A 20,193-nucleotide genomic window follows, 5' to 3' on the forward strand; every position below is an offset into this window, starting at 1 on the left:
TCAAATGTACCTGAGCCTAATCTTAAACAATTAGCCAGTTTTTATGTCTACACAAAAATAGTTTTTTAAGTTTTCTGAAAAACAAGAAGGAATTAACGATAAACAACTCGTATATGGTAAATAGTCGGCTATATTTTTCATTATGTGAATATGCGAGGTGAGTGGAAATGACGGTTGAAAAGGTTGAAGGAAAGTTATTGTGGGAACCTTCTAAAATGATGCAAGAAAAGTCTAATTTAAAACTATTTATGTCCTGGCTTCGGGAGAACCGTGGGCTATCCTTTCAAACATATGATGAGTTATGGAAATGGTCTGTGACCGATATTGAAGGTTTTTGGTCAGCGGTATGGCATTATTTTGAAATTGAAGCTAAAACACCATATGAGGAAGTTTTAGCAGATCGAAAAATGCCTGGAGCTAAATGGTTTACTGGTGCGACTCTAAACTATGTCGAGCATGTTTTCCGAAAAGAGTCCTCAGATCAAGCAGCAGTGATATTTGAAACGGAAATACGCCCTAAAGGGGAGTTGAAGTGGGAAGAGCTGAGAAGGAATACAGCAGCTATTGCGGAACATTTAAAGTTACTTGGTGTCAAACCAGGCGATCGTGTGGTAGCATATGCCTCCAATATTCATGAAACTCTAACTGCCTTTTTAGCCTGCGCTAGCATTGGTGCCATTTGGTCGAGCTGCGCCCCGGAATTTGGAATAATGAGTGTAATCGACCGCTTTAAACAGATTGAGCCTAAAGTATTATTTGCAGTAGATGGCTATCGTTATGGAGGCAAAGATTTTGACCGTTTGAATATGCTGAAAAAAATTCAGGAAGAATTGCCCTCCTTGCAGGAGACCATCGTAATTCCTTACTTAAATTCTCAGCCAGTTATAAATGAATTAAATGATGCTAAGGTTTGGGATGAAATTTTAAAAAATTATAAAGAAACACCATTAACTTTTGAGTCGGTTGCTTTCGATCATCCACTTTGGATCCTTTATTCCTCTGGAACAACAGGAAAGCCAAAAGCCATCGTCCAAAGTCATGGCGGTATTTTACTTGAGCATTTAAAGTTAGTGGGTTTACAAAAAGGATTAAAAAAGAATGACCGCTTTTTCTGGTATACTACCACAGGTTGGATGATGTGGAATGTCGTGGTGAGTGGCTTGCTAGCCGGTTCAACCATTTTGCTTTTTGATGGAAACCCGGGTTATCCGAATTATGAGACACTTTGGAAGTTTGCTGAATCAACTAAAATGACGGTATTTGGTACAAGTGCAAGTTTTATTACATCCTGTATGAAAGCTGGAATTAAACCGAAGAAGCAGTTCGATCTATCTCATTTAAATTCAATTGGTTCAACCGGTTCTCCGTTGCCTGTCAGTGGCTTTGAGTGGGTGTATAAATATGTTAAAGATGATATATGGTTATTTTCTACAAGCGGCGGAACTGATTTGTGTACGGCGTTTGTAGGAGGTGCGCCAATATTGCCAGTTCATGCCGGTGAACTCCAGTCGCGTTCCTTAGGAGCTTCTGTGAAAGCGTTTACTGATGATGGAGAAGAAATACTTGATGAAATAGGTGAACTGGTCATTACGGAACCAATGCCATCGATGCCAATCTATTTTTGGAATGATGAAAGTGGAGACCGTTATAAAGGAAGTTATTTTGATGTTTTTCCCGGAATTTGGCGCCACGGAGATTTTATAAGAATTACTTCAAGAGGAAGTGCTGTAATTTACGGCCGGTCTGATGCGACGATTAACCGCGGAGGAATTAGGATGGGTACAAGTGAAATATACAGCTCTCTTGAAGAAATTCCGGAAGTGCTAGATAGTTTGATTGTCGATGTCCCGATTACGGAAGATCAATCCTACATGCCATTATTTATTGTTCTAAAAGAAGGCTCAGAATTGTCTGAAGACGTAAAAAATAGAATTAATCAGGTCATTCGTCAAAACTGCTCTCCCCGCCATGTACCTAACGAAATATTTGTAGTGGATGAATTACCAAAAACATTAAATGGTAAAAAGCTAGAGGTACCGATCAAGAAAATCTTAATGGGAACATCAATAGAAAAAGCAGTTAACCCTGGTTCATTAGCAAACCCGGATGTATTACAATACTTTATTGATTTTAAGGAAAAATTGAATGTTAATTAATGAAAATATTTAGCATGGCCCGGAAAATGATTTCCGGGCTTTATTTTTTTAAAGTGATACAGAAAACTTAAAAATTCAAAAAACTTTAGATTTATGATTGACATATCTATTGTATGTAAGATATTATCACAATATCATGTTACAAAACCTCACATGAGAAAAAGGGGTGCTCATAAATGAAAAAAATTGAAGCGATTGTTCGGCCTGAAAAATTAACTGATACGATCAAAGGGTTAAAAAATATAGGTATTACTGGATTCACTGTATCTCAAGTAGTTGGAAGAGGGAAACAGAAGGACACCCAAGGAGTGTATCGCGGAAAAAATTATAACGTAACATTACATCCAAAAGTAAAATTAGAAATTGTTCTTTCAGATTATATGGTGGAGCGGACAATTAACTCCATCGTTTCTTGTGCGCAAACTGGTGAAGATGGGGATGGGAAAATTTATGTTTATCCAATCCTGGAGGCTTACAACATCCGAACAGGTGAAACTGACAGTGATATTGATGATTTAGTAAAAAAGGAGGGCTAAGGTATGCTGACGTATATAAATTCTGTATGGGTTGTATTAGCTGCCGCAATGGTACTGTTTATGGAAGGCGGTTTTAGTTTACTGGAAGCAGGACTCGTAAGGACCAAAAATGCGGTTAATGTTACGATGAAGATATTTGTTGACTTAACAATCGGGGCATTAGCTTTTTGGCTGATTGGCTTTGGTGTTATGTTTGGCAAAGATGCCTTCGGAGTTATGGGTACGACGTTATTTGGAAGCCCTCAAAATATATCGCTTTCCATGCATCTTCCGAGTGCAGCCTTTGTCCTATTTCAGATGGGTTTTGCTGTAGCTTGTATTTCCATTGTTTCAGGTGCAGTCGCAGAAAGGATGAATTTTAAAGCTTATATTTTAACGGCAGCTTTAATTTGTATAGTTCTTTATCCACTTTCTGGTCATTGGATCTGGAGCAGCGATGGCTGGCTTGCGAAGCTTGGGATGAAGGATTTTGCTGGATCTGCTGCTATCCATGCAGTAGGAGGTTTTGCAGCTTTAGCGATGGCTAAAATACTTGGCCCTCGAAAAGGTAGATTTAATTCTGACGGCAGCTCGAATGTATTTGCACCGAGCAATATTCCTTTAGCTTCCGCTGGTACGTTTATCTTATGGTTTGGCTGGTTCGCCTTTAATACTGGTAGCACTCTGGATGCCTCCAATAAGGCTTTTGCATCGATTGCGATTAATACGATGCTGGCTGGTGCCAGCGGTGGTACAATTGCTATGTTTTTAACGATGAAAAAATTTGGCAAAGCAGATCCGAGTATGATGATAAATGGTGTGCTTTCTGGCCTCGTTGCCATTACAGCTGGCTGTGCCTATGTATCACAATGGAATGCCATTATCATTGGAGCTATCAGCGGCGTGATTGTTATATACGCCACTTTATTGGTAGACAATCTGAAGGTGGATGATCCAGTTGGAGCTGTTGCGGTACATGGTTTTAACGGTGTGTTTGGTACCGTAGCAGTAGGATTATTCGATCAATCTCAAGGTTTATTAACAACTGGTCATTTTTCCCTTCTACTCATTCAGCTTTTAGGTGCAGTAGTTGTGGTGGTTTGGGGCTTGATTGGCGGTGCCTTTATGGCAAAGGTTTGTGAAAAAACAGTTGGATTAAGGGCTAGTGCACGTGAGGAAGAAGAAGGATTGGATATGTCTTACCACGGCATCCCTGCCTATAATGATTTAGAAAGATTCGCAGATTTACCAACAAGCCTTTACAATTTTGAAGAAACAACTGGAATTACCGTAGCACCCGCTAGAAGCAGAAAAGTATCCAGAGATGTTGTTTGAATACATTAACTCAAAGAGCCAGGCTTAGCCTGGCTCTTTATTTGCTTTATCCTAGAAACTTGTCATGATAAATGTCACTTGTGTTAATTGAGCTTTGCCTTTTAGTAACAAAAAAACAAGTGACTGTTTATAAGGCAATAAATAGGGCAGAGTATAGAAAATTAAAAGACCTTTTTGAAAATGGTGAATCCGGGGGAGTTTTAGAATTTTATTAATATCACATTTTTGTTAAAAAATGTTATGACTATTGCCCTGGTTTATTACATACTTTATACAAAAATAAAATTCATGTTAAAGGGCAGTAAAAAAATGGAAATTCGACACCTTCTTAAAATGGAATTCTTTATAATGACAGTTGTAAGAAGCGCAGGTTTGATTTTAAGCCTGAAGATAGGAGGAAGTAAAAATGGCAAATTTGCTTCGAGAAGCTGTACAGAGAAAAAGACAATTCCTTATAGATGAGCTCATTAAATCAGGGATATACAAAATAAATGATAAACATTTGTATGAATGGACCCTAAGTGAATTAGAAAAGGAATTTAAAACGATAGAGAAGCTTTTAGCATGCCAGAAATAGCATGAATCTTTGGTCAATTACTTCAATATAGGGTTAATACTTTATGCAAATTTAATAAAATGGTGACAACAGCATTTTAGGAGCCCATTGTATTTAAATCTGAAAAATATAGACAAAAAAATCCATCGATGATGGATTTTTTCTGTTTATATCTATAAGAAGAGTTTCACGATGGAAATAATGATCCCAGCGAGACAAGCTGAAATCGGCAAAGTAATGATCCAAGTAATAACCATTCGACCAGCTACGCCCCAGTTTACACCCTTGAAACGCTTAGCAGATCCTACACCTAAAATAGAACAAGATGCCACATGCGTGGTGGATACAGGAACTCCGTAATGAGTTGCCCCTTGCATAATGATAAAAGAGGATAAATCAGATGCAAATCCATTGATCGGCTGCACCTTGAATAGTTTTTTTGCTACTGTCTTAATAATTCGCATTCCGCCAATCATTGTACCTACTCCCATTGCTGCAGCACACATTAATTGCACCCAAAAAGGAACATTTAAATTGGATTGGAAGCCTCCTGCTACAAGTGCAAAAACAATAATCCCCATTGTTTTTTGACCGTCATTTCCACCATGTGAAAAAGCAGCTAACCCTCCCGCTACAATCTGGAACATTCGAAATCCCCGGGTTGTGCGGTGAGGATTCGCATTTTTGAAAAGGATTCTTAATAATTTCATTAAGATAAAGCCGACAACAAAAGCCAAAATAGGTGAGATGATTAAACCTTTGATGATGTCCGTAAATCCAGCCCAATTAATGGAATGCAATCCTGAACCAAATATGACTGCTCCTGCAACAGAGCCAATCAAGGTATGCGACGAAGAAGATGGAATGCCGAAATACCAGGTAATCAGGTTCCAAATGATTGCCGAAATTAATGCGGCAATAACGATTGCCATTCCATTATGAATATGAAAGGGATCCGCTATCTTACCTCCAATAGATTTTGCAACTGCTTGTGAAGTGATGGCGCCTATGAAATTCAACAGCCCAGCATAAAAAACAGCAAATCGGGGCGAAAGAGCCCTTGTCGATACAGACATTGCAATCGCATTGGCTGTATCATGAAACCCATTAATAAAATCAAAGATTAGGGCTAGAAGTATAATTAAAATAATAATTGTCATGTTTGCCTCCAAATTTCAATCCATTCAGCTTAGGAATTCTTCATAATGATGGTTTCTAAAGTATTTGCTACTGATTGGCAGTAATCAGCAATTTCTTCGAGCTCTTCATATATTTCTTTATATTGAATGATTCGAATAGGGTCCTTTTCAACAACAAACAAATGTTTAATGGATTCCCGTAAGATGGCATCACATTTAGATTCATAATCTTTAATTTTTATTGCATGCTCTCTTATGGAAGTCAGCTTTTTGGCTGATAATAATTCTATAGCGGTTACAATTTCATATGTACTTTGGCGGATGCTCTCAACAAATTTCCGCATGTAATCATCGGCTTGAGTTATGGAATACATTTCAAAAAGTGCCGCAGTATGCTCGATCCCATCCAAAACATCATCCATGCTCATTGTTAGTGCTAATATATCTTCACGTTCAATTTGGGTGATAAAGGCATCATTTAATTCTTTAATCACTTCATGAACAAATGAATCTCCTTTTGTTTCAAGTTCTTTCATTTTTTCGGAAAAGATTTTAAGGTCGCTAATGTCTTTTAGTTTATAATCAGCGAAAAAATCTGCACTATCTTTTAAATTCAGAGAAATTTGAGTGAGATAATTTGCGAATTTATCTTTCTTCTTTGCTGCCATTGTTAATACCCCCATTGTTTGTTCATATGTTCCAATTTAAATTTTAGCGAATTTTGTCGAGATTAAAAATAAAATTTACAAAAACTTAACAAAACGTTTAAAAAATTTACAATTTGGAAAATGCCTCTTTCCAGAAACTTGTTTAAATTATTCCCTTAAGGTCTTCTTTCATTCATTGGTTACCCTTGGAGGGATAAAGAAAAAGGAAGGTGAATGTCACCTTCCAAATACGTTTTAGGCCCTAACAACAGATGTATTGAAATTTTTAATCATCTTCTGTAAATTTCTATGTCCTTCTCTTAATTTTATTGTCTCATCGATGATTTTTTGAAAACCTTCTAAATCCCGATCCGATGCGTTTAATAATGACTTGGGAATTCCTTCGACGATTTGTTGGAGGGTTATTTCGCTCACGAAGAATGACCACCTTTCAACTTATTCGTTAGACATCTGTACGCGTCTTATTTATAATTTTTTGAAAGAGTATGGTTTTTCCTGCTTTCACTATAAAAAACTTATCTACATATCTCATCAGATTATTGTACGATTAGAAATAATGGTTCAATATATGGCAATTAACGACTTGAAAATCACTGTGTTTTAAAGTATTTGTAGATAAATGATGTGGTTTTCGAGTAATCATCCAATAGATTGGAAAGGTGGAAATAGTAATGAAAATAGTGATAAGTGATCAAGCACAAAAATGGTTCAAAGAAGAGTTTGGCTTAAAACAGGGAGATAAAATGAAGTTCTATGTACAGTTATACGGTTCCAGCCCTATTCAAAAAGGATACTCTCTGGGTTTTTCAAAAGACGAGCCGATTAATACCTATATCGGAACTGAAAATGATGGAATATTATTCTTTGTGGAAGAGTCGGATTTATGGTTTTTTGACGGACACGATCTGCTGGTTAACTATGACGAGAAAAAAGATGAACTAGTTTATCAATATGTAAAAAGTGAATAAATGGCAGTCTATTCCATAAATATGTTATATTAATTTTGAATCTATGTTAAAACAAAACGCTGAGTGGGACGCTGGTATGCCCGATTTTTGAGTTTAAACAACAGCCAATTTTAACATAGCCAATTATTTATGGGCATGGAATAAATGATCTTGGGATGAAGGAGTGAAGGTTATAATGGCGGATATTTCAAATGAAGCAAAATTTAAAGAGGTTATGGGGAATTATCCAACTGGTGTCACAGTCGTAACCACTGTCAATGAAGAGGGAATTCCTCTTGGACTTACAGTAAATTCATTTGCTTCTGTTTCCATTAACCCTTTGTTAATATTATGGTCAATTGATAAAAGGGTATCTTCATATGAGGCATTTGTTCATTCGGAGCACTTTGCGGTTCATGTATTAGCCGGTGATCAAAGTGATATTTGTTCATTATTTGCCATGAAAGGAACAGATCGTTTTGCCAATTGTGAATGGAAGATTTCTGAATCTAATCTTCCGATCATTGCAGGTGCTGCGGGAGTTCTCCAATGTAAAACATTTAAAACTGTTGATGCAGGTGACCATATGGTTTTAATTGGAGAGGTCATTGACATTCAAAGCAGCAGTAAAGCTCCTCTTCTATACCATAAAAGGAAATTTGGTCCAATCCCTGAAACTTTTTATTTAGATTAAATAGTAAAACACGACCTTGAAATATTCGTTTCGAGGTCGTGTTTTTTCATCCTTCGATTTGGCTATTTTAAAATGATGGCCCTTATGATGAATCCAGCTGCCAATCCAGGAATAACAAATAAAATTGGCAACCAAACAGGTCCAAACAATACCCCAAACAGATGAAGTTTTGAAGAGTAAATACAACCGACGGTTACAAAATAAGCGGAAAAAACAAATGGAAGATAAATGTAAGGATCTTTTCCGCCGCCGGCATCTTTAAAGGCATCCCACATCGCAAAGAAATACAAACATGGATAAAACATCAACCACTGATAATTTGTTAAAGCAATGGCCTTTTCTATTTCTCCAAGGAAGCTAAATAAAATCACTTCATTAAAATGTGACTGGGTATTAATGAGAAACTCTAAAAATACGAATAGGAGCCCTTTTAAATATTTCCGATTTAAAAATTGCCCAAAACCTGGAAGGGCAATGCTCCATAATAATGCTTCTTTCGGGTTTGACACATTCTCCTAGCCCCTTCCAAGCTAAAAATGATTCCTAAAGTTATTTTTATGTTCTTCTCAATTTCCAATACGCATTTCACCTCATTATCAATTGTAAGTATTTTACATTTTGTCCAAAATGATATGGGAATATGTCATGTAAATACGTTCGATACAAAAAAATTTAAACCCCATATGTCTTATAAAACGTGGTAAAATTTTCTGTAAGAATAAATAGAACGGAGGTTAGTTAATGAAAAAAAACTACAAAACACGATCTGAGATCCCAGTTGAAGAAAAATGGAATTTTGAGGATTTATATAAATCAATAGAAGATTGGGAAGAGGATTATCGATTTATTGAAAATTCTACCGCGGAATTAAAAAAATATGACGGTTTAATCCATGATGGTCCATCTCTCTATCTTTATTTATCTCTAAATGAACAAGTGTCAGCCAAATTTAACCTTGTTTATGTGTATGGAATGCTACAAACAGACGTCGATACGAGGGATACTGCTGCGCAGTCCCTACTGGATCGTGCAAAACAATTGGCGGTTAAACTTAGTGCGGCATCGTCTTTTTTTATGCCCTTTTTATTAAGCTTAGATGAGAATAAATTAAAAGAATACATCCAACATGAACCGAGATTACAATACTTTGAGCAAGATTTATTGGATTCGTATCGCTATAAAAAACATGTGTTGAGTAAGGAGCAAGAAGAAATAATATCCAATTTAGGAGAAGTATTATCAGCTTCAAGTCATACATTTAATATGATGAATAATGCTGATATTAAATTCGGCAATGTTACTAATGATGAAGGCGAGAAAGTGGTATTAACTCGTGGGTTATATTCAAAACTAATAGAGCATACAGACAGAGAAAAGCGTCAAGAGGCTTATAAAGCTTATTATCAGCCATATTTGCAACTGAAAAATTCCATAGCTTCTACTCTTGCTTCCAGCATCAAAACCAATGTCACTTTAGCGAGACTTCGAAATTATCCATCCGCTTTAGAAAAAGGGTTATTTGGAGATATGGTTCCGAAAGAGGTTTATGAGAATCTAATTGCCGCCACTAAGGCAAATGTTGCCCCGCTTCATCAGTATGCTGCTATCCGTAAGAAAAAACTGGGGGTTGAAGAGCTTAGACAGTACGATTTAAATGCACCGCTTGTAAATGGGGTTAAATTGGAAATATCTTATGATGCAGCATTTGATATCATTTTAAAAGCATTGGCACCACTTGGGGAAGAGTATGTCGCGACTTTGAAAACTTTTAAAGATGCGAGATACATAGACGTCAGGGAGACACCTGGAAAACGATCCGGCGCTTATAACTTAGGCGTATATGGTGTCCATCCTTTTGTCCTGTTGAATCATCATGATGATCTGGACAGCATGTTTACAATGATTCACGAGTTTGGGCATGCAATGCATTCGTGGTATTCAAATAAACATCAGCCACGAATTTCAGCCGGTTACAGTATCTTTGTTGCTGAAGTGGCATCTACTGTAAATGAAGTGCTGTTAATAAATTATCTGTTAAAAAAAGAAACCAATGATGATCTCAAAAAATACTTGCTTAATCATTTTATCGATCAATTTAGAGGAACATTCTTTACACAGGTAATGTTTGCGGAGTTTGAGAAAATCACGCATGAAATGGCTGAAAACGGTCAACCGCTCAATGCCGAAGTGTTTAATCAAATTTATGAATCATTGTTCAGCCAATATAACGGAGATAAAGTGGTATTTGATGAGGAAGTAAAGTATGGGTGGGCAAGAATTCCGCATTTTTACCGTCCATTCTATGTGTACAAATATGCAACCGGGTTTGCAGCTGCCATCGATATTGCTGATAGACTGCTATCAGGTGATCGTGCTTCTCTAGCGGCCTATCTCGAATTTCTTAAAAGCGGCAGCTCGGAATATCCATTGGAATTGCTAATGAAAACTGGGGTGGACTTAACTTCGCCTTCACCAATTAAGAACGCATTAAAGCGATTTGAGCAGCTGATCGATGAATTTGCAGGTGAATAAAACCGTAAAAGCCCCAATTGTATTGGGGTTTTTCTGTATGATCATGACATGTGTGCTCAAAATATGTTACAAAAAATTGTCAATCAAAAATAAAAAAAACAGGCAATTTGAAATCCTTCAGCATAAATTAAATTACTACAGGGTGAAGGGAGGGAAAAGGATGACAGGTTGGATGCTTTATACCCTTTGGGCAGTTCTCGGCCTAATGGTCGTTGATTTTGTCGTTGGATTTTTCCGCTCGATTGTAACAAAAACTTTTACGCCGAAAATTGGGCTGGATTATTTAAAAGATATTCTTTATTATGTATTGCCGCTCATTTTTATTTCTAATTTAATGTCAGTGGATCCTTCAGGTTGGATTTTGATGGTTTTCTACTACATTTGCGGTATTGCAGTAATTTGGCATTATTTAGTATCTATTTTCACCAAATGGAAAGCATAGGTTGACCATTCTTCAACTCCACCTAACTCCCGCTTCAAGCTCCTTAATAAAACTGTCCAACATATTATTTTATTGTAACTCTTATCATAAACTTTCCGTTGCTTAAATAAAATTTCGATAAGGAGTTTTCTATTTTTGGAAAATAGAGAGTAATTTATATTTTCACGTCTTTATAGATTTATGCGGCAGTTATGGTTTTGTTTCCAAAAATTTTTAGCGATTTACTTTTTGGGCTGCCTTTTTAAGAATATTTCTATGAGTTAAAGGAAGTGATGTCATGAAGACTTACCGATGGATCAAATGGCGTAAACTTCTTCTCTGGCTGGCAGCCCTTCTTCTTATAGCTTTCCTCTTAATTGCAGGAGGCCCGACTGCATGGGGAATCGCGATTAGTATACTTAATGTTGCCATTCAGCTGCTCTTTGCCATGTTGTTCATGATTATTCAGTTTGTTGCCCTATTTTGGTTTTTAGCGAGGGGACGGACCTATTGGATTTTGCCTGGGGAAACAGGAACCACTTGGGATGATTACCGTGGAAATCCGGAGATTGTTGAAAATGCCGAGCGAATCGTTACATTGCTAAAGGGTGTAAAGGAATTTAAGGAAATGGGTGGTGAGGCGATCCGCGGGTTATTATTGTGCGGACCTCCTGGGACTGGAAAATCTTATTTAGCCCAAGTCATAGCAAATGAGGCACAAGTACCGTTTGCCTACGCTTCAGCACCAAGTTTTCAAAATATGTTTTTTGGCGTAGGAAATTTAAAGGTAATGGGTCTATATAAAAAAGCACGCAAGCTCGCAAAAGTGTATGGGGCTTGTATCATTTTTATAGACGAAATTGATGCCATTGGTATGAGCCGCCAAACAGGCGGGGCAGGAGGAGGTATGTTGGGTGGATTAATGGGCATGGGAGGTTCAGGTTTGCTAAATGAACTCCTATTACAAATGGATCCCCCGAATATTGATAACTCCTGGTTTGCAAAACTGCTCCGTTCACTTGGGCTGAGACGCAAAAAGGCTGAGCGATTGGCGGTATTGACAATCGGTGCGACTAACCTTCCAGATGTTTTAGATCAGGCGCTTCTTCGCCCAGGGCGATTCGATCGAAAGCTATGGGTGGATTCGCCGGATTATGATGGCAGGGTGGATGTATTTCAGTACTATTTGAAAAAAATTAAGCGAGATGTAACGTTAACGCCTGAGAGGGCTGCACTCGATACCATTGGTTATAGCCCTGCGCAAATAAAACATATTGTAAATGAGTCTGTTGTTATTGCCCATCAGCGCGGAGCACAATTATCAACCTATGAAGATTTTCGAGCTGCTATGGAGACTTATGAATGGGGGCTCAAACAACCGCTGCGTTCAATGAGTGATGATGAAAAGCGGAACATAGCTTATCATGAAGCTGGTCATGCGGTTGCTCAGTTTTTATTAAAACCTTATGAGCGTGTTTGGAAAGTGACAATCATCCGCAGGGGCGGAGCGCTCGGTCTTGCGGCTACGAAACCTACGCATGAACGTTATAACCGAAGTGATCGTGAGATTTTGGCTGAGATTCAAGTATGTTTGGCTGCAAGGGCAGTGGAAGAAGAGTTTCTTGGAAAAAAATTAAACGGGGTAACATCTGATTTGGAGCAAGCAACGCAACTTGCGGGGGCTTATTTAGGAATTGTCGGCATGGGAGATGACCTTTTCAGCTGGCTTGCAGTTGGCTCCCATTCAGATGGTTTCCGTGCATTGCGAACGAAAATAAACATGCTTCTAAAGGAAGAAATGCTTAAGGTCAAGCAACTTGTCGTGGAGAATGCTGAATTTGTCCATACGATCGCAGCGGAGCTATTAAAACGCGGTGATTTGACTGGTGAAGAAATTGAACAGATTCATAATCGAATTTATCATCAAGAACGGCCAGAATCATTTGAATAATGGTTAAAAAATCAATGCCCGTATTCTATTTCTTTGGATGCGGGCATTGATTTTCGGCGGATTTAGGGTGCGGTGAAGAAAACTTTATAGTGGTTATAATTTAATAGAATGTTTATTTTTAAGCATGCGGCTGGTTATACACTAGTTGATTGGAATGGAAAAGAATCACGAAATGTAAACAAATCAATAGTATATAAAAGTTACTTCTATCTATCATTCTTTTTGCATAGATTTTTGATAGAAGGAGGGGCTTTAATGAAAAAATCTAAACAGCCAAGCTTGATTCTTCATGTCAATGGTGCACTTTGTTTCGTAGTTTTCGTCTTTCTCTTTATTGCGGGTATGACAACAGTTCTATCTGTGAACATGTCTTCCGAATCAGTCGGCCAAGTGCTGGATTCCTCAGCAGATTTAAATAAACTTTATTTGTATTTTTTTGGAAGTGAAAATAAATATTATATTCAAGACCGCAGTGATATAAAAGAGATTCCGATCACTAAATTAGGGTTTCAAATCGCAACAAATATTAAGATAAACGATGTCAGAACGCTGCTTGATAGAGAACTGCCTGGTTTTTCAGATTTTAATACAAAAATTGAAGTGGCTGGTCAGGGGACCGATTTAACGAATCTTCCGATTGAGTCTGCACCCCCGATGGACGTCCTATTAAAAAATAGACAAATATCCGAAAACGCAATTAAGGATAATCAAAATAATGGCCAAACAACACCGCCAGCGGAAACGACGAATGGAAAAAAAGTGGTTTATATCTATCATACACATAGTTGGGAGTCCTATTTGCCATTATTGAAAAATGTGACCAATCCGGATGATGCTGTTAGTTCCAACAATAAGGTCAATGTAGTCGGTGTGGGGGATATGTTAGTTAAAGATTTAGAGTCTGAAGGAATCGATTCTGAACATAGTACGATTAATGCGGCAGCCAAACTCAATGAAAAGGGATGGGACTCCAACAGTGCTTACAAACTTTCTCGAGGATATGTGCAGGAAGCTTTTGCTGATAACAAGGATTTAACATATGCCATCGATATTCATCGAGACTCAATCAGAGGCGCAAAAACAACGATCACCATTAATGGAAAAAGTTATGCAAGGCTAGACTTTATTCTGGGCGAGTCCAATCCCCACTTTAAGGAGAATCTTGAATTCGCTAAGGCGCTACATGAGGCTCTTGAGAAAAAATATCCAGGATTAAGCAGGGGGGTTCTTTCTAAAAACAAGAGTATGGGCAACGGCCTATACAATCAAGATCTATCACCAAGATCCATTTTAATAGAAGTTGGCGGTGTAGATAATAATTATCAAGAATTGAAAAATGCGATGGAAGCTTTTGCAGAGGTATTTAGTGAGTATTATTGGAAAATGAAAAATGCTGGGTCCTATTAACAAAAAGGTATCTTGTTAATAGCTTGCGTGGAGGGCTTGTGAAAGATTAAATACTAGTTCTCCTCATGGGTAGAAATTAGTACAGTAAACAAAAAAATGAGTAAAATCCTGTAAAAGCAGGATTTTACTCTATTAAAAGGGGGTTGGTTCATTCACAACCTTTATATTAAATGTTAAATATGAACAAAGTATGAAATAAATTAGAAATATTTCTTAAAACTTGGACCTGTAAGAATAAATGACCAGTTTCATTCAGGGCAAAAAAAAGGCAAAATCCACATGGGATTTTACCAAAAAAAATGTTAAAGGGGGTTGGTTCATTTACATTCTTAATCCTAAAGGACAAAGCTTAACTTTTACTTAACATTTAAAAACAAGGATCAAAAAATGAAAAACTTCTATGGCTTTAATGTCAGATGTTTTTTCTATAAAGTTCTCCTACAAAGATCCGAGTTTTTCTAAATGTTTCCTCTGAACTGCCCCCTACCTTCGCAATATCTGCCTCATCTAGAAGATGATCATCCGCACCAGGTATTCTAATTCTGTCTCCATAACAATAAATGGCTCCTTGCTCAAACATGTTTTCAATGGATTAAAACAGGTATGCGGCAGGATCAAAAAGCGTGTTTTATGCACTTTGTTTTGTTCATCCTAGCATAATGAATTTTCTACGTAAATTAACAACTAACACCCAATTTGAATACAATTAACAAAACACTTTCTCTGGAACGGGATGGACGGGGAGAAGCCCTTGCTCCTAAAAAAACTGCTTAATTGGAGGGGATCACTTGTACATTGAGTACGAATATACCTTTGGTTTGCCTAGGCAAATTGTTTGGAACTATTTGATGAAGGAAGATATCATAAGAAAATCCCTACCAGGGTGTAAATCTTTTTTAGTAAAAGATACAGGTAAATACGTGACAGATGTAGAAATCAGTGCAGGTCCTTTGCAGGATATATTTACGATCGAGATTCTGCTGGAAAAAGAGAAATCCCCAGCCTATTTTCAGCTGAGGATGAAAGGAAAAGGTAATATCGGGGAATTCGCAAGTAATGCAAAGTTATTTTTAAAAGAGATACAGAATAGTACCCTAATAAGTTGTAAAGCAGATGCCCAAGTGACTGGGGCAGCGGCTCTTGCCGGCCAGAGGATTTTGGTGTCAGCGGCCAGTAAGGGGATGGATCATTTTTTTCAAACTGTAGAAAAAGAAATAAAAATTACTCTCTATCAATTAAAACGGGGAGGAAGGTGACCCTATTTCAAAAGAGTGTCGTCATCTGGTGAGTTTTTATACAGTTGAATTAGGGTTTGTTTTTGCTAGATTCCGGAAAAACTTTTCCATTGATGTCATGAGCTCTGATAGGTTTGGATCTTCACTTGAGGACGGTACTACTGCTCTTTCATTGAAACTTTGTGAATCTGATTGTTCATAACGGCTAAATTCTCTTCCTCTTTCACTTCGTCTGCGAGCGTAGCTTTCTTCGTAACGAGAACTGCGCTCATCATACTCTGAATTAGTAAATTGATTCGTATTCTGATTATTGGATTGTTCTTCTTCAGCCTTTTCAATTTTTAGGCCATAGCTTATATTTTTGATATGGAACATGGAAAGGCGTACGATTTCCTCCTTGTTAATAAGGGATACATAGTCATTAGTTACTTCACTGAGTACGCCCTCTAGTTTTTCAGGGCCTCCCCGATTAATTTTTACCCATTGAAATTTTAAAGAATCCAGAATTCCTTGAAAGTTATCGGCTTTTTTAAAATCGAATCCTTCTGGAATCTCCAAATTCAGCGCCAATTTTTCTGTTAAACTGTCCGTAATACTTTTTATGTGATGAATAGGGTAATATATAACTCCATCTTCCTCCGTAAGTACGACAAGATGATCCACATACACATCTAAAACAATTGCGATCCTCGATTCAGGTCCACCGCGATCAATTTTAACTGTTTTACCTACTAAATAATTTAATACTTCATTACCCATCTTAAGTTTCCCCCTTGGAAAAATATAAATATTAACACTGCATCTATATGTGTCATGGAATGATGTTGTCCTAATAAAATAGCCTGTTTTTATTTTTAGGGCAGAAAAAAAGCTCATTTGCCTATGAAAATAAAACGATAGGCATGAGCTTTTAACGCAGAACTATTTGAGGAAATTGAATATATACACATTTCTTTCTTGGTCAAATTTGGATCAGGTGATTATCCTTTGTCTTTCGTTGAAGACAACACAGTTTGTTCCACCCATTTTTTTCGTTCTTGCCGTTCTGTACTCCATTGATAGATGTTCCGAAATCCGAGGATGAGTGAAACGATCACCCCGCTCATTGCTACAAATAAAGCGAAATATTCCAGAGGATTATAGTTCAAAATGTGGCGCCAATTAATTTTTCCAGCAAAATCACCAATGACAACGCTCATGCCGAACATTTGTCCGATAACAGAGTAGAGTGTCAAAATTAATAACAGCAAGCTGTCCTTTTTTGTATTCGCATTTTCCTGATATTTAAATAAGCTGTACAAAGTTTGTTTTGCATCGTTATACAATAATTCGATATTGAAAATTCTCCTGAGATGATTGTATATATCACGGCCTTGTGATTGTGAGGCAATTTCTGAAAAAAAGTAATTAGCTGTAAAAGAATTGATGGCATAAATCAATCTTTCCATTTCTTTTTCATCCCGATCGATATTCAAATCCGCAAAGGAATGTGCAATTTTTAATAGAACGATTTTATGAAATAAATTTAAAAGCAGCGCATAATAGAATTCGCCATAAACTTGGCTGATCAGCTGTGTCACTTTCTCCGAATTTTCATTCGTCATACAGATAAAACTATGTTCTTCCATCGTAAAAAAAGTATTGGGCTCCCAGCGATGATAGGAGTGTTTCTGTAAATAATCAGTGATATAAGGAAGATTGTTGGCACTGACATATGGTTTTCCTTCATTTGACAAACCGCAAAGGCCGACTCCGCGATAAACATCAACTAAATCATAGGATGATGTTTCTTTAATAGAAATAAAAGATTGGACATACATTCTGGCATCTTCAAAAAAGGGAAATGGTTTAAAGTGTGCTTTATTGGGATCTTTTAAAGTAAAATATTTCATCACACTTTGATAGAGATGGTCTAAAACAAAATGGCTTACTTGCTTAAAGATTTTCCCATCACATTCAATTTCTGTTTGCAAATCTCTTTTATTTTTCGGCTCAAGAACACGGAAACGAGCTGCAAACTCAGTAGCGTTGGAAATGGTTAAATCATCAGAATTCATTAATTCGGTGCGGATCGTTAAAAATCCCAATTCATATGGACAAAGGTTTATGTCAATGGAGAGAATTTGAAAGGGGATTTTGATAAGATCTGTCATTAAAACACCATGGATATTAAGTGCTTTGGAATATCTCTGGATTCCTTTCTCATATTCTGAACTTGGAAAAAGTATTTTATTGGTAAATGGAAGAAAGTAGGATCTCATATCCTGATGTGAGACACAAAATTGTCCGTAGTACCTATTTTCATCCTCTTCATGTTTTAATTGGAAGTGTTTATAATCGTCCTTCAATAAAATAGGAATGATGTCCTTCTCAGTACCTGCCTTAAATGAAAAAGGAAGAATAAACTGAAAGAGTGCCACATCAACACTTTTCTCACGAACTTTCATTTGTTGCATCTCTGATTGATCCTTTCTATTAATGATATCTAAAATAACTTACCCTAAATTTGTTTGGCCTAACCAATATGGATTAGAACAAGAACTCACATATGGATGCAGAAATATGTCGACAGAACGCAGAAATAATTGTAGAATAATTTCATATGTTTAATATAAAATCCGCTAAATGCGGTAGAGGTTCTAGCTACCCTCTTAAAAAAACTAAGGAAAACAGGACTGCTTTCTTTAGTGGTCCTGTTTTCCTGTCCAAAAGGAGAATCCAAATGAAGAAAAAAGAAAAAGCTGTCGTCGTATTCAGCGGCGGCCAGGATAGCACCACATGTTTGTTTTGGGCTTTAGAGCGATTTGAAGAAGTAATCGCCGTTACCTTTAATTATAATCAACGCCACAAAGCAGAAATAGAATGTGCAAAAAATATTGCAAATGAACTTGGTGTCAGGCACCATATTTTAGATATGTCTTTATTGAATCAGCTGGCTCCGAATGCTCTTACTCGTGATGATATTGAGGTTAAAGAAGGGGAAAATGGAGAACTGCCATCTACATTTGTTCCAGGACGTAACCTTTTATTTATGTCTTTTGCAGGGGTCCTTGCAAGCCAGGTTGGGGCAAAGCATATTATTACTGGAGTTTGTGAAACAGATTTTAGCGGGTACCCAGATTGTAGGGATATCTTTATAAAATCATTAAATGTCACGTTGAATTTGTCAATGGATCAAGAATTCGTTATTCATACTCCATTAATGTGGCTAAATAAAGCGGAAACTTGGGCACTTGCAGATGAGTTACATGCATTGGATTTTGTCCGGAATCAAACATTGACTTGTTATAACGGGATTATTGCCGATGGCTGCGGCGAGTGCCCTGCCTGCAAGTTAAGGAAACGTGGCTTGGAACAATATCTAAGCACAAAAGGGGAGTGATTATCACATGTATGGCTTTCGAATCGTGGATAAACTCCAAAAAATAGATGAAGATATCAATCGAAATCAATTAAAATATCATTCCAAACGAGTACTTGTTAGTAAGGAATTTACCTTTGATGCTGCCCATCACCTCCATTGCTACGAGGGAAAGTGTAAAAACCTGCATGGTCACACATATACAGCCGTATTGGGTGTGAGTGGTTTTGTGGATGAACGCGGCTTAATGATGGATTTTGGGGATCTAAAGGATATTTGGAAAAATGAAATTGAAATTTTTCTTGATCATCGATACTTGAATGAAACGCTGCCTCCAATGAATACCACAGCTGAAAATATGGTGGTATGGATTTATGAAACACTGTCGGCATCTCTAAAGGAACGGAAGGACCAATATGATGGCTGCAGGGTAGAATTTGTCCGCCTTTATGAAACACCAACCAGCTATGCTGAAGCAAGACGGGAGTGGATGGAAGTTGAGTAAAATTCCAGTTATGGAGATTTTTGGTCCAACCATTCAAGGAGAGGGAATGGTCATCGGCCAAAAAACGATGTTTGTCCGTACTGCCGGCTGTGATTATTCCTGCAGCTGGTGCGATTCGTCGTTCACTTGGGATGGCAGCGGTAAAAAAGACATCCGAATGATGGCTGCAGAGGAGATTTGGCAGGAGTTAAAAGAAATTGGCGGGAAGAATTTCTCGTTTGTCACCATTTCTGGAGGGAATCCTGCCCTATTAAAAGATTTGAATGGCTTGATTGATCTATTGAAGGCTAATGATATAAAGATTGGCGTTGAAACCCAAGGCAGCAGTTGGCAGGATTGGTTTTTCAAAATTGATGAACTAACAATATCGCCTAAACCGCCAAGCTCCAAAATGGTGACAGATTATTCGGTGTTAGACGAGATCATTATGAAACTTAAACAGAGCAATTTATCCCAAAATGTCAGCTTAAAGGTTGTAGTATTCGATGATTTAGACTATAAATATGCTAAAAATATTCATCAGCGCTACCCCGATATACCTTTTTTCCTTCAAGTAGGAAATGATGATTTAACAACAACAGATGATCAAGCTCTGCTGATGCATTTGGTTCAAAAATATAATCAGCTGATAGATAAAGTAATGAAGGACTCAGCCCTCAATCAAGTCAAAGTCCTTCCGCAATTGCATACTTTATTATGGGGAAATAAAAGAGGGGTATAGTGGGGAAATAAAGCACCAATATGGTAATGGAGTGATTTCATTCGCCATAT

The 20,193-nt window shown here is 37.3% G+C and carries 22 protein-coding genes and 1 riboswitch; of the genes, 15 read left to right on the forward strand and 7 right to left on the reverse strand.

Features of this window, described 5'->3' with window-relative positions:
- Positions 1 to 167 precede the first annotated feature (167 nt).
- The 5 genes from HPT25_RS19075 to HPT25_RS19090 all read left to right on the forward strand — a co-directional run bounded on the left by HPT25_RS19075 (position 168) and on the right by HPT25_RS19090 (position 4,583).
- Positions 168 to 2,156: an acetoacetate--CoA ligase gene (locus HPT25_RS19075; protein WP_173067783.1), complete on the forward strand. Its 1,989-nt coding sequence runs from the start codon at positions 168 to 170 to the stop codon at positions 2,154 to 2,156.
- Positions 2,157 to 2,332: 176 nt separating this feature from the next.
- Positions 2,333 to 2,692 carry a P-II family nitrogen regulator gene (locus HPT25_RS19080; RefSeq protein WP_173067786.1) on the forward strand — a complete coding sequence of 120 codons (360 nt, stop codon included), beginning with the start codon at positions 2,333 to 2,335 and terminating at the stop codon, positions 2,690 to 2,692.
- Between the two features lie 3 nt (positions 2,693 to 2,695).
- Positions 2,696 to 4,006 carry an ammonium transporter gene (locus tag HPT25_RS19085; protein WP_173067789.1) on the forward strand — a complete coding sequence of 437 codons (1,311 nt, stop codon included), beginning with the start codon at positions 2,696 to 2,698 and terminating at the stop codon, positions 4,004 to 4,006.
- 71 nt (positions 4,007 to 4,077) lie between these two features.
- Positions 4,078 to 4,221, forward strand: coding sequence for a hypothetical protein (locus HPT25_RS28395; protein ID WP_217269759.1), 144 nt, complete (start codon positions 4,078 to 4,080; stop codon positions 4,219 to 4,221).
- A gap of 191 nt (positions 4,222 to 4,412) precedes the next feature.
- Positions 4,413 to 4,583, forward strand: coding sequence for a Fur-regulated basic protein FbpA (locus tag HPT25_RS19090; RefSeq protein WP_173067792.1), 171 nt, complete (start codon positions 4,413 to 4,415; stop codon positions 4,581 to 4,583).
- A gap of 152 nt (positions 4,584 to 4,735) precedes the next feature.
- On the opposite strand, the gene HPT25_RS19095 is transcribed toward HPT25_RS19090, so the two are convergent.
- The 3 genes from HPT25_RS19095 to HPT25_RS19105 form a co-directional block, all read right to left on the reverse strand.
- The gene (locus HPT25_RS19095) at positions 4,736 to 5,722 is read right to left on the reverse strand and encodes an inorganic phosphate transporter (protein WP_173067795.1); all 987 of its coding nucleotides are present in this window, start codon (positions 5,720 to 5,722) and stop codon (positions 4,736 to 4,738) included.
- Between the two features lie 29 nt (positions 5,723 to 5,751).
- Entirely contained in the window at positions 5,752 to 6,369 is a 618-nt protein-coding gene (locus HPT25_RS19100; protein WP_173067798.1) for a DUF47 domain-containing protein, read from the reverse strand.
- A 234-nt stretch (positions 6,370 to 6,603) separates the two neighbouring features.
- Positions 6,604 to 6,783 (reverse strand): hypothetical protein, encoded by a 180-nt coding sequence (locus HPT25_RS19105; RefSeq protein WP_173067801.1) that lies wholly within the window; start codon positions 6,781 to 6,783, stop codon positions 6,604 to 6,606.
- A 257-nt stretch (positions 6,784 to 7,040) separates the two neighbouring features.
- Between HPT25_RS19105 and HPT25_RS19110 the strand changes: the two genes are divergently transcribed.
- Entirely contained in the window at positions 7,041 to 7,337 is a 297-nt protein-coding gene (locus HPT25_RS19110) for a HesB/YadR/YfhF family protein (RefSeq protein ID WP_173067803.1), read from the forward strand.
- A 175-nt stretch (positions 7,338 to 7,512) separates the two neighbouring features.
- On the forward strand, positions 7,513 to 8,010 hold the full coding sequence (locus HPT25_RS19115) for a flavin reductase family protein (protein ID WP_246277230.1): 498 nt from the start codon (positions 7,513 to 7,515) through the stop codon (positions 8,008 to 8,010).
- A 62-nt stretch (positions 8,011 to 8,072) separates the two neighbouring features.
- On the opposite strand, the gene HPT25_RS19120 is transcribed toward HPT25_RS19115, so the two are convergent.
- Positions 8,073 to 8,519 (reverse strand): hypothetical protein, encoded by a 447-nt coding sequence (locus tag HPT25_RS19120; protein ID WP_173067806.1) that lies wholly within the window; start codon positions 8,517 to 8,519, stop codon positions 8,073 to 8,075.
- 232 nt (positions 8,520 to 8,751) lie between these two features.
- On the opposite strand from HPT25_RS19120, the gene pepF reads away from it, so the two are divergent.
- The 4 genes from pepF (at position 8,752) to spoIIP (ending at position 14,321) form a co-directional block, all read left to right on the forward strand.
- Positions 8,752 to 10,542, forward strand: coding sequence for an oligoendopeptidase F (gene pepF, locus HPT25_RS19125; protein ID WP_173067809.1), 1,791 nt, complete (start codon positions 8,752 to 8,754; stop codon positions 10,540 to 10,542).
- A 160-nt stretch (positions 10,543 to 10,702) separates the two neighbouring features.
- On the forward strand, positions 10,703 to 10,984 hold the full coding sequence (locus HPT25_RS19130) for a phage holin family protein (RefSeq protein ID WP_173067812.1): 282 nt from the start codon (positions 10,703 to 10,705) through the stop codon (positions 10,982 to 10,984).
- Positions 10,985 to 11,261: 277 nt separating this feature from the next.
- Entirely contained in the window at positions 11,262 to 12,914 is a 1,653-nt protein-coding gene (locus tag HPT25_RS19135; RefSeq protein WP_173067815.1) for an AAA family ATPase, read from the forward strand.
- 255 nt (positions 12,915 to 13,169) lie between these two features.
- Positions 13,170 to 14,321 carry a stage II sporulation protein P gene (spoIIP, locus tag HPT25_RS19140; RefSeq protein WP_246277231.1) on the forward strand — a complete coding sequence of 384 codons (1,152 nt, stop codon included), beginning with the start codon at positions 13,170 to 13,172 and terminating at the stop codon, positions 14,319 to 14,321.
- Between the two features lie 412 nt (positions 14,322 to 14,733).
- Here spoIIP and HPT25_RS28400 read toward each other — a convergent pair whose 3' ends face one another.
- On the reverse strand, positions 14,734 to 14,901 hold the full coding sequence (locus HPT25_RS28400) for a hypothetical protein (RefSeq protein ID WP_217269760.1): 168 nt from the start codon (positions 14,899 to 14,901) through the stop codon (positions 14,734 to 14,736).
- Between the two features lie 208 nt (positions 14,902 to 15,109).
- Between HPT25_RS28400 and HPT25_RS19145 the strand changes: the two genes are divergently transcribed.
- Entirely contained in the window at positions 15,110 to 15,577 is a 468-nt protein-coding gene (locus tag HPT25_RS19145; RefSeq protein ID WP_173067818.1) for an SRPBCC family protein, read from the forward strand.
- A gap of 36 nt (positions 15,578 to 15,613) precedes the next feature.
- Here the strand turns inward: HPT25_RS19145 and HPT25_RS19150 are convergent, their stop codons facing one another.
- The gene (locus tag HPT25_RS19150) at positions 15,614 to 16,315 is read right to left on the reverse strand and encodes a spore coat protein (protein ID WP_173067821.1); all 702 of its coding nucleotides are present in this window, start codon (positions 16,313 to 16,315) and stop codon (positions 15,614 to 15,616) included.
- Positions 16,316 to 16,536: 221 nt separating this feature from the next.
- The gene (locus HPT25_RS19155; RefSeq protein WP_173067826.1) at positions 16,537 to 18,012 is read right to left on the reverse strand and encodes a hypothetical protein; all 1,476 of its coding nucleotides are present in this window, start codon (positions 18,010 to 18,012) and stop codon (positions 16,537 to 16,539) included.
- A 171-nt stretch (positions 18,013 to 18,183) separates the two neighbouring features.
- Positions 18,184 to 18,226: riboswitch (PreQ1 riboswitch) on the forward strand.
- Positions 18,227 to 18,278: 52 nt separating this feature from the next.
- Between HPT25_RS19155 and queC the strand changes: the two genes are divergently transcribed.
- Genes queC through queE form a run of 3 tightly spaced genes read left to right on the forward strand, consistent with a single transcriptional unit; the run spans position 18,279 to position 20,143 of the window.
- Positions 18,279 to 18,938, forward strand: a complete 660-nt coding sequence (gene queC / locus HPT25_RS19160) for a 7-cyano-7-deazaguanine synthase QueC (protein WP_173067829.1) — start codon at positions 18,279 to 18,281, stop codon at positions 18,936 to 18,938.
- A gap of 7 nt (positions 18,939 to 18,945) precedes the next feature.
- Positions 18,946 to 19,422 (forward strand): 6-carboxytetrahydropterin synthase QueD, encoded by a 477-nt coding sequence (queD, locus tag HPT25_RS19165; protein WP_173067832.1) that lies wholly within the window; start codon positions 18,946 to 18,948, stop codon positions 19,420 to 19,422.
- Positions 19,385 to 20,143: a 7-carboxy-7-deazaguanine synthase QueE gene (gene queE / locus HPT25_RS19170; RefSeq protein WP_376767947.1), complete on the forward strand. Its 759-nt coding sequence runs from the start codon at positions 19,385 to 19,387 to the stop codon at positions 20,141 to 20,143. Before queD ends, queE begins: the two co-directional genes overlap by 38 nt.
- The last annotated feature ends 50 nt before the right edge of the window (positions 20,144 to 20,193 follow it).

The organism is Neobacillus endophyticus, from assembly GCF_013248975.1.
Classification (GTDB): domain Bacteria; phylum Bacillota; class Bacilli; order Bacillales; family Cytobacillaceae; genus Neobacillus; species Neobacillus endophyticus.